The organism is Agromyces sp. P1_H4, assembly GCF_056405255.1.
Window position 1 is genome coordinate 1 of sequence record NZ_JBFUCL010000128.1, and the last position, 9,608, is coordinate 9,608.

At 71.1% G+C, this 9,608-nt stretch carries 8 protein-coding genes and 1 pseudogene; 7 read left to right on the top strand and 2 right to left on the bottom strand.

Going from position 1 to position 9,608, the window contains the following annotated elements:
* The 7 genes from AC1DY2_RS09655 to AC1DY2_RS09685 all read left to right on the top strand — a co-directional run.
* Window positions 1-832 (top strand): Gfo/Idh/MocA family protein (locus AC1DY2_RS09655; RefSeq protein ID WP_476762223.1); only part of this gene is annotated, 832 nt, incomplete at its 5' end.
* A gap of 5 nt (window positions 833-837) precedes the next feature.
* A complete protein-coding gene (locus AC1DY2_RS09660; protein WP_476762224.1) occupies window positions 838-1,803 on the top strand; it encodes a family 43 glycosylhydrolase in 966 nt (321 codons plus the stop codon).
* A gap of 152 nt (window positions 1,804-1,955) precedes the next feature.
* Window positions 1,956-3,260, top strand: coding sequence for an ABC transporter substrate-binding protein (locus AC1DY2_RS09665; protein ID WP_476762225.1), 1,305 nt, complete (start codon window positions 1,956-1,958; stop codon window positions 3,258-3,260).
* 180 nt (window positions 3,261-3,440) lie between these two features.
* A complete protein-coding gene (locus tag AC1DY2_RS09670; RefSeq protein WP_309977772.1) occupies window positions 3,441-4,355 on the top strand; it encodes a carbohydrate ABC transporter permease in 915 nt (304 codons plus the stop codon).
* Window positions 4,352-5,272 carry a carbohydrate ABC transporter permease gene (locus AC1DY2_RS09675; protein ID WP_476762226.1) on the top strand — a complete coding sequence of 307 codons (921 nt, stop codon included), beginning with the start codon at window positions 4,352-4,354 and terminating at the stop codon, window positions 5,270-5,272. Before AC1DY2_RS09670 ends, AC1DY2_RS09675 begins: the two co-directional genes overlap by 4 nt.
* Window positions 5,273-5,280: 8 nt before the next feature.
* Window positions 5,281-5,955 (top strand): hypothetical protein, encoded by a 675-nt coding sequence (locus tag AC1DY2_RS09680; RefSeq protein ID WP_476762227.1) that lies wholly within the window; start codon window positions 5,281-5,283, stop codon window positions 5,953-5,955.
* A complete protein-coding gene (locus AC1DY2_RS09685; protein WP_476762228.1) occupies window positions 5,955-7,166 on the top strand; it encodes an alpha-L-fucosidase in 1,212 nt (403 codons plus the stop codon). The genes AC1DY2_RS09680 and AC1DY2_RS09685 overlap by 1 nt, the downstream gene beginning before the upstream one ends.
* Before the next feature lie 25 nt (window positions 7,167-7,191).
* On the opposite strand, the gene AC1DY2_RS09690 is transcribed toward AC1DY2_RS09685, so the two are convergent.
* Window positions 7,192-8,499, bottom strand: a complete 1,308-nt coding sequence (locus tag AC1DY2_RS09690; protein WP_476762229.1) for a cellulase-like family protein — start codon at window positions 8,497-8,499, stop codon at window positions 7,192-7,194.
* Window positions 8,496-9,608: pseudogene (locus AC1DY2_RS09695) on the bottom strand (DUF5107 domain-containing protein); the annotation flags it as partial. The pseudogene AC1DY2_RS09695 and the gene AC1DY2_RS09690, both read right to left, overlap by 4 nt.

Below are 9,608 nucleotides of genomic sequence, written 5' to 3' on the forward strand. Positions count from 1 at the left end.
CCTCGATGCCGGCGTGCACGTCGTCTGCGAGAAGCCGGCTGCGCTCTCGCTCGACCAGCTCGACGCGATGACGGATGCCGCGGCGCGCAACGACCGCCGCCTCGCGGTCGTATTCCAGCAGCGCACCGGCTCGGCTGCGGCGCACGTGCGGGGCCTCCTCGACTCGGGCGCGCTCGGGCGACCGCTCGTCGCGACGTGCCAGACCCTGTGGTTCCGGGATCCGGCCTACTTCGAGGTGCCCTGGCGAGGAAAGTGGGCCACCGAGGGCGGCGGCCCCACCCTCGGCCTCGGCATCCACCAGATCGACCTGCTCGCGTGGTTGCTCGGCGACTGGGCGAGCGTGCAGGGCCAGCTCTGGCGCCTGGATCGCGAGACGCAGATGGAGGACGTGTCGACGGCGGTGGTCTCGTTCGCCGGCGGAGCCGTGGCATCCGTCATCACCAGTGCCCTCTCACCGCGCGAGACGAGCTCGATCCGCATCGACACCGAGCTCGCCACCGTCACGGTCGACCACCTCTACGGGCACGGCCACGAGCACTGGCGCATCACCCCGGCTCCGCACGTCGACCCCGAGACGGCCGCCGACTGGGCGCTTCCCGAGGTCGAGGAGGCGAGCGGGCACGGGCCGCTCGTGCGCGACATCTACGCGTCGCTGCAGTCGGGCGCGCCGCTGCCGTCGACCGCGTCGGATGCCGCGCGCTCGTTCGAGATCGTCACCGCGATCTACTCCTCGGCGGCCTCGGGCGCCCTGGTCACTCCCACGACCCTGCGCGACGACGCGGACCGGCGGCGGAGCCTGGAGAGCCCGGTCACCGACCTGCGCCGGGGCTGACCGGGATGCCCGCCGACGCGCCCGACGACGCGCTGTTCCACGACCCCGTGTACGACGGCGCGACCGATCCGACCGTCATCCGCCACCGCGACACGGGGGAGTGGTGGATGTTCTACACCCAGCGTCGCGCGACGGTCGACGAGCCCGGCGTCGCCTGGGTGCACGGGTCGCGCATCGGCGTGGCCCGGTCGCGCGACGGCCTCGCCTGGCGCTACGACGGCACCGTCGCCGGGCTCGAGCTCGGCGCCGGGCCCGCGACGCACTGGGCGCCCGAGGTGATCGACGACGGCGAGCGGTACCGGATGTACCTCACCGTCATCGACGGCATCCCCGACCGCTGGGAGGGTCACGCGCGCCGCATCGTCGAGTACGCGAGCGACGACCTCGAGCGGTGGTCGGTGGTGGGCGAGATCCCGTTGAGCTCCGACCGGGTCATCGACGCGTGCGTCGCGCACTGCCCCGACGGGCGGTGGCGGCTCTGGTACAAGGACGAGGCGGACGACTCGACCACCTGGGTCGCGGCGAGCGACGACCTCGCGGCATGGCGGGTCGAGGGACGCGCGATCGGCGGCCGGCCGCACGAGGGGCCGAACGTGTTCGAGCTCGGCGGCTGGTGGTGGATGCTCGTCGACGAGTGGCGCGGCATGGGCGTGCACCGGTCGCGCGATGCGGTGACGTGGCAGCGCCAGGGCGGGCCCGACGACGTGATTGTCGGGGCGCCCGGGTCACGGGACGGCGACGCGACGTTCGGCCGGCACGGGGACGTGGTCGTCGAGGGCGACCACGCCGTGCTGTACTACTTCACGCACCCGCACTGGGACGGCTCGGAGCTCGGCTCCAGCGACGACTCCGCGGCCCGGCTCAGCGCCGTGTTCTCGGCGCCGCTGCGAGTTGTGGACGATCGGCTCGTGTGCATCCGCGATGCCCTGAACGCCGAAACGTCACTTGACCGGGTGATTCGCCCGGTGTGACCGGCGCAGCCGCGGCATCCGATAACGAATTGAAACGATTTTCTGGATTCAGTTGACCCACCTGCCCGCCTGAGCTATCTTTGGGGAAGCGCTTTCCCATGGCGTGACATGCACCAGGCAGACAGAGACGTTTTCATCCCGGGAGGACAACGATGTTCAACATTCGCAAGCGCCGCATGGCGGCCGCCGCAGCGGCGATCGCCGCGAGCGCGGCCCTCGTGCTGACGGGCTGCTCGGGCGGCAGCGGCGGCAGCGAGGCGGCCGCGACCTACGACCCCGACGAGAAGGTCACGCTGAACCTCGCCTTCTGGGGCAACGACGTTCGTGCCGCGCTCTACGACGAGGCCATCGCCGCCTTCAACGAGGAGTACCCGAACATCACCGTCAACTCCTCGTTCCTCGGCTTCCCCGAGTTCTGGGAGAAGCGCCAGACCGAGGCGGCCGGTGGCGGCCTGCCCGACGTCATGCAGTTCGACTACTCGTACCTGCGCCAGTACTCCGAGAACGGGCTCCTGCTCGACCTCGAGCCGTACCTGGGTAACATCATCGACACCGAGCCCCTCGCCGACAACATCCTGCAGATCGGCGTCGTCGACGGCGAGACCACCGGCATCCCCACCTCCACCAACGCGTGGGGCCTCTTCACGAACCCGAAGCTGCTCGAGCAGGTCGGCGTCGAGGAGTTCGAGGGCGGCAGCTGGGAGGACTACTCCGACTGGATGGCCGAGGTCAGCGAGGCCGGCGGCGGCGCGCTCTGGGGCGGCACCGACTACACCGGCCGCATCCAGAACTTCGAGATCCAGCAGCGCGCCAAGGGCGAGGACCTCTTCACCGAAGACGGTGAGCCCAACTTCACCGAGAAGGACCTCGCCGCGTTCTGGGAGCAGGGCGAGGACGTGCGCGCCAACACCATCCCGCAGCAGCGACTCGAGGAGATCTACCCGGTCTCCGGCTTCGACGCCGCGCTCACCACGAGCGAGCTCACCTGGGACAACTTCGGCGCCGGCTACCTCGGCAACCTCGGCGAGGGCTACACCGAGCTGGGCCTCGTCGCCCCGCCGGTGACCGAGGAGGGCGCGAAGGACCTCTACCTCAAGCCGTCGATGCTGCACTCGATCGCCTCCACCACCAAGCACCCCGAGGCCGCGGCCACGCTCGTGAACTTCCTGGTCAACAGCCCCGAGGCTGGCGCGATCTTCGGCACCAACCGCGGCCTGCCCGCGTCGAAGACCATGCTCGAGGGCGCTGAGCTCGACCCGCTGGGCCAGCAGATCAGCGACTACGAGGACTCCATCGCCGACCGCCTCGGCGACGCCCCGCCCGTGCCGATCGTCGGCTACGGCAGCCTGGAGGAGAAGTTCCGCCAGCTCGGCCAGGAGCTCGGCTTCGGCACCCTGACCGTCGACGAGGCCGTCGAGCAGTTCTTCAACGAGATGGACGTCGTCCTCAACCAGTAACACCTGAGCAGTCGTTCCGGGCCCGGTGGGGCGCCACGCCCCGCCGGGCCCGGAGTACTGTTTCTCGAGGAACCGGAGAATCACGTGAGCACGGAAACCGAATCGATCGTCACGGCATCCGCCGGGTCGAGAAGCGTCCGGCGGGAGCTGCGCCAGGTCCGCCGAGCAGAGGGCGGCAAGATCCCCTCCACCGCCGGCAGGCGAGCAGCAGTCCGTCGCGAGACCGCGGCCGGGTACGGATTCCTCGTGCCGTGGCTGATCGGATTCCTCGGCCTCACGGTCGGGCCGATGGTCTTCTCGCTCTACCTGGCCTTCACCAAGTACAACCTCTTCACCGAACCCGAGTGGATCGGCTTCGACAACTTCGTGCGCATGTTCACGGAGGACCCGAACTACATCCAGTCGGTGCAGATCACGCTCGTCTACGTGCTGGTCGGCACCCCGATCAAGCTCGCGGCCGCACTCGGCATCGCGATGCTCCTGAACTATCGCGACCGCGGCAGCGGCTTCTTCCGCTCCTCGTTCTACGCCCCCTCGCTCATCGGTGCGTCGGTGTCGGTCGCGATCGTGTGGCGCGCGATGTTCTCCAACGACGGCCCGGTCGACAACAGCCTGAGCTTCTTCGGCATCGACCTGGGCGGCTGGGTCGGCAACGTGCAGCTCGTCATCCCGATGATGATCCTGCTCGCGGTCTGGCAGTTCGGCGCACCGATGGTCATCTTCCTCGCGGGCCTCAAGCAGATCCCGCAGGAGCTCTACGAGGCCGCCGAGGTCGACGGAGCCGGCCCCTGGCACAAGTTCCGCAACGTCACCATCCCGATGCTCTCGAGCGTGATCTTCTTCAACCTGCTGCTCGAGCTCATCAACGCCTTCCAGGTCTTCGCGTCGGCGTACATCATCTCGAACGGCTCGGGCGGACCGGCCGGCATGACGAACTTCTACACCCTCTACCTCTACAAGCGCGGCTTCGCCGACCTGCAGATGGGCTACGCCTCGGCGATGGCGTGGGTGCTGGTGATCGCGGTCGCGATCATCGCCTTCATCCTGTTCAAGACCCAGAAGTCCTGGGTGCACTACGCCGGAGAGAACCGATGACCACGTTCGAAGCCCCCCGCGTCGAGGTCGTCGAGAACGCCCTCGAGCCCGGCACCTCCACCCAGCCGCGTCGGCGCGTCAAGCGCCGCACCGTCAACACGGTCATCTGGTTCGTGGTGCTGCTCGCCTTCACGGCGATCGTGCTCTACCCGCTGCTCTGGCTGTTCCTGTCGACGTTCAAGCCGTCGAGTGAGTTCGCCCAGAACCCGGGGCTGATCCCCGAGAACCCGACGTTCGACAACTACACGAAGGTCGTCGAGGGCATCGCCGGCACTCCGCTGTGGCGGTTCTTCGCGAACTCGTTCTTCATCGCGATCATGGCCGTGATCGGCACGGTGCTCTCGTCGGCGCTCGCCGCCTATGCGTTCGCCCGCATCAAGTTCCGCGGCGTGGGCGTGCTGTTCGCGGCGATGATCGGCACGCTGCTGCTGCCGTTCCACGTGATCATCATCCCCCAGTACGTGCTCTTCAATAAGCTCGAGCTGGTCGACACGTACTGGCCGTTGATCCTCCCGAAGTTCCTCGCCACCGAGGCGTTCTTCGTCTTCCTGATCGTGCAGTTCATCCGCAACATCCCGCGCGACATGGACGAGGCGGCCCGCATCGACGGCGCCGGGCACATCCGGATCTTCTTCTCGATCATCCTGCCGCTCATCAAGCCGGCGCTCATCACCAGCGCGATCTTCACGTTCATCTGGACGTGGAACGACTTCCTGGGCCCGCTGCTCTACATCAACTCGCCCGAGAAGTACCCGCTCCCGATCGCGCTGCGGCTCTACAACGACGCGACGTCGACGTCCGACTACGGGGCGACCGCCGCGGTGTCGTTCCTCGCCCTGGTGCCGATCCTGATCTTCTTCATCGTGTTCCAGCGCTTCCTCGTCGCGGGTGTCGCCACCCAGGGACTCAAGGGCTAGGTCGGCGGATGTCGCGAGCCATCGATCGCGCCGCACGCCGCGCCGCCCTCTCGGGCAGCGGGCCGACGCACGACGACGCGGCCACCACGGCCAGGTTCCCAGGCGCCAAGAGCGCGTTCGGGCTCCTCGGCGAGGTGCTGCTGGTCGGGGTGCTCGTCGCGATCGTCTCGCTGCCCATCATCACGCTTCCGGCGGCCCTCGCGGCCGGGGTGCGGCACCTCCGGCGGTACCTCACGGCCGACGACGACGCGCTCACCTGGTTCTGGCGCGACGTGCGGGCCGCGTTCGTCGGCGGGATCGGCGTGGGCGCGGCATCCGTCGTCGTCGCCGCCGTGCTGGCGCTCGACGTCGACCTCGCCGCATCCGGCGTGCTGCCCGGTGGCCCCGTCGTCGGGATCGTCGGCTGGCTCGGCCTCGCGGCCCTGGCGCTGGCGCTCTTCGTCGCGGCCGGCCGGTGGACCCCCGAGCTCGGCTGGCTCGGCGCGCTCAAGGGCGTGCCCGCCGCCGTGCGGGAGGACCCGGCCGGTGCTGCCTACCTCGTCGCCACCGCGGTGTTCGCGGGCGTCGTCACCTGGCAGCTCGTGCCGCTCGTGATTCCCGCGCTCGGCTGCATCGCGCTCGCGATCGTGGCGGTGCCCGAGCGCCCGCGGCGCGGCGTGGCCGCCGACGACGCCGCCGACTGATGGCCGCTGCCGCACGGCCGCGGCCCCTGCCTCGGTGGGCGCGCGACGCGAGCCTCGGCATCTTCGTGCACTGGGGCGCCTACTCGGTGCCGGCGTGGGCCGAGCCGACGGGCGCGCTCGGCGCGGTGCCCGACGACGAGTGGTTCGCGCACAACGCCTACGCCGAGTGGTACGCCAACACGATCCGCATCGAGGGGTCGCCTGCGGCCGAGCACCACGCCCGTGAGTACGGCGGTGCGCCCTACGAGCGATTCCTCGACGACTGGCGCGCCGAGGCGTACGACCCCGTCGACTGGGCGCGGCTGTTCCGCGCGGTGGGGGCCGACTACGTGGTGCCCACCACGAAGCATCATGACGGCATCGCTCTCTGGGACGCCCCGGGCTCCGGTGACCTCACGACCGTCGCCCGCGGACCGCGACGCGACCTGATCGCCCCGCTCGCCGACGCCGTGCGCGCCGAGGGCATGCGGTTCGGCGTCTACTACTCGGGCGGACTCRACTGGGCGGTCACCGACTTCCCGCCGCACCGGTCGAGCGCCGACGTCGAGGCGCTGCGGCCGACAGATGCCGCCTACCACGCCTACGCGTACGGCCACGTCGCCGACCTCGTCGACCGCTACCGGCCCGACCTCATCTGGAACGACATCGACTGGCCCGACGCCGGCAAGCAGCCCAGCCCGAACTCGATCGGGTCGCTGCTCGCGCACTACCGGTCGGTCGTGCCCGAGGGCATCGTGAACGATCGCTGGGGCGCCGACGTCTGGGACTRCCGCACGAGCGAGTACGACCACGGCACGGCGAACGAGGCCGACGCCGGCTGGGAGCACTGCCGCGGCCTCGGCTTCTCGTTCGGCTACAACCGGGTGGAGGACGAGTCGCTCACGCTCTCGCCGCGCGAGCTCGCCCGCCTCTACGCCGACGTCGTGTCGCGGGGCGGACGCCTCCTGCTCAACGTCGGCCCGACCGCGGCGGGCGAGATCCCGCCGGTGCAGCGTCGCACGCTCGAGGGCGTGGCGTCGTGGATGACCGCGATCAAGCCGCACACGATCGGGCGACGTGTGCTCGACCGCGGCGAGCTCGAGGTGACGGATGACGCGTGGTGGCGGGCCTGGGCCACGCCCGACGGCGTCGTGGCGGTCGTGGACCGGCCCGAGGCATCCGTGCGCGCCCGAGACGGCCGCCCCGTCACGACGTTCGCCCTGCCCGACTGAGCGTGCGGCGCGGCCACCGGGCCGGTCAGCCGCCGGTGACGAGCGCGTTCACGCGGCGCTGCCACGCGGCATCCGCCCACATGGGGTGGTGGGGCGCCGCGTTGGAACACGCGACGACGCCCCAGACGCCCTGCGAGAGCGCGGTGCGGATGCCGTGCTCGGCCAGCGACCGCCCGACGGGGCTCTCCTCGAACCAGCCGTCGCGCGGTGTGTAGCCGACCCAGCCTTCGCCGATCACCGCGGGCACGCCTCGCCACCGCGCCCACTCCGCGATCGCGACGACGCGAGACTCGATCTCGCGCAGCATCACCTCGCGGTGCTCGCCGTAGTGGTCGAGGAGCCAGGCGTCCCACGCGTCGGTGTCGATCCAGTCGTAGCCGTAGACCATCTGGTCGGTGATCACCGTGGCCCGCAGCTTCCACTCGGCGGGCCGGCCGTAGTCGGCGAACGAGGGCGCATCGGGGCGGAGGAGTGCGCGGAGCGCCGAGTTCGGGAAGCCCTCGCTGCCCTCGGAGCGGATGTCGATGCGACGCTGCAGAGCATCGAGCACGCCGTAGCTGTAGACGTGGAACTGCGCGACGGCCAGGGCGGGCGAGAGCCGGTGCATGGCGAGGTGCGGCGGCTTGCCGTAGCTCACCGTGACGAGCTGGTCGGGATGCCGGGTGCGCAGCCGCTCCATGGCGGCCTCTCCTCCCTGCTCCACCGGCGGCAGGATCGAGAAGTCGACCTCGTTGTGCAGCTCGGTGAACGCGACGACGTCGATGAGGCCCGCGGCCCGCACGTCGTCGAGCAGTCGTGCGAAGGCGTCGGCGAGCACGTCGTATCGGCGGTCGAGCGGCACGGCGTCGATGGCGTCGAACCAGCGCGGGTCGCCCGCGAACGACGGCGACTGCTGGTACTCCCAGCTCGCGAGGATCACCACGATGCCGTGTCGTCGCGCCGCCTCGAGGAGCTCGAAGAGGCGCCCCCTGACGTCGAGCCGGTAGCCGCCGGGGGTGTCGTACCAGCGGGTGCGCTGCCCGAAGAACCCGCCGGTCGGCGCAGGGCCGAGTCCCTCGACGGGAAGGTCGGTCGCGAGCCCGTCGAGCCCGAGGTCGCCGGCGACGAGGAGCGGAGCGGCGCAGATGCGCACGGCGTTGTAGCCGCGGTCGGCAGTCTCGGCCATCGCGCGGTCGACGTCGTCGAAGGGTTCGCCCTCGCCGGCACGCGTGTACCAGGAGAAGTCCCAGAGGCAGATCGCCAGGCGGCGCGGCAGGTGKTCGGGCACCGGGCCCGTGAGCGAGGGATCCGGTGTCGAGGGCAGCACCGGCGTGCCGAGGTAGCGATCGGTCATGCCAGTGCCTCCTGTGCCCGGGCGTCCGCCTCGTGTCGGCCCTGCGCCGCCAGTTCGCGCAGCACCGCCGCCTCGGATGCGCGGCGCTCGGCGGTGTCGACCGGGAACAGCAGCAGTTCGGGCAGCGACGTGGCGAAGTAGTCCACGCGGTCCGCGGATGCCTCGAGGGAGGCCGCCCTGGCTTCGAGGCTCGCCCAGACGCGCTCGGCCTCGGCGTGCTCGCCCAGGCGCAGGTGCGCGAGGCCGACCCACCCGTCGCGCGCGTCGACGACGTGCCCGGTCGCGGCGAGGGCTCCGTCGACGTCCCGCGCCCGACGCCAGGCCGCCTCCGCCGCATCGACGTCGCCGAGCGCCAGTTCGGCGTCGCCGAGGAGCACGAATCGCTCCGCGACGACGTCGGCCGGATGGCGTCCCTCGCCGAGGGGCTCGGGCACCCGGATGCCGCTTCGCAGCAGCGCGCGGGCGGACCCGGGGTCCGACGGGAGCAGCTCACGGGCGACGGCGGCGCTCGCGCGGTCGAACACGGCGATCACACGGCCCTCGCCGCCCTCGAACGGCTGGAATTCGCGGCCGTCGAGGAAGGCGAGCGCGTCGCCGGCTCGCCCCACCTCGACGAGCAGGCCTGCGTATTCGATCGCGAGGTCGTCGCGCACGAGGACCTGGGCGCCGGCCCCCTCGATGGCGGTGAGCCGTGAGGCGGCATCGACGCCGCGCAGCGCGGCGAGCTGGTCGCGTTCGTAGACGAGCCTGGCGTCACCGGCACTGAGCTCGAGCGCTCGCGCATACCGCCGGTCGGCCTGATCGAGGTCGCCGCCCGACCTGACGATCGCGACCGCGGCGTTCCGCCACACCACGGGGTCGTCAGCGCCGCCGAGGGTCGCCGTCTCGAGGTGGAGGCGGGCGTCCTCCACTCGCCCGACGGCGAGGAGCCAGCAGCCGAGGTAGCCGTGCGCGCGCTCGTCGGCCGCGTCGGCTTCGACGGCGGCGAGCAGCACGGCGAGATCGTCGAGGCCCGCGGGGAAGGCGAGCAGGGGGCTCGCGCGCCGCGCCTCGGCTCGCGCCATCCCGGCGCCGGCCGCATCACCGGCCGCGTCGAGGAACACCGCGAG

Coding starts and splice junctions, on each gene's coding strand:
- AC1DY2_RS09660 (WP_476762224.1), top strand. CDS start 838: ATGCCCGCCGACGCGCCCGACGACGCGCTGTTCCACGACCCCGTGTAC.
- AC1DY2_RS09665 (WP_476762225.1), top strand. CDS start 1,956: ATGTTCAACATTCGCAAGCGCCGCATGGCGGCCGCCGCAGCGGCGATC.
- AC1DY2_RS09675 (WP_476762226.1), top strand. CDS start 4,352: ATGACCACGTTCGAAGCCCCCCGCGTCGAGGTCGTCGAGAACGCCCTC.
- AC1DY2_RS09680 (WP_476762227.1), top strand. CDS start 5,281: ATGTCGCGAGCCATCGATCGCGCCGCACGCCGCGCCGCCCTCTCGGGC.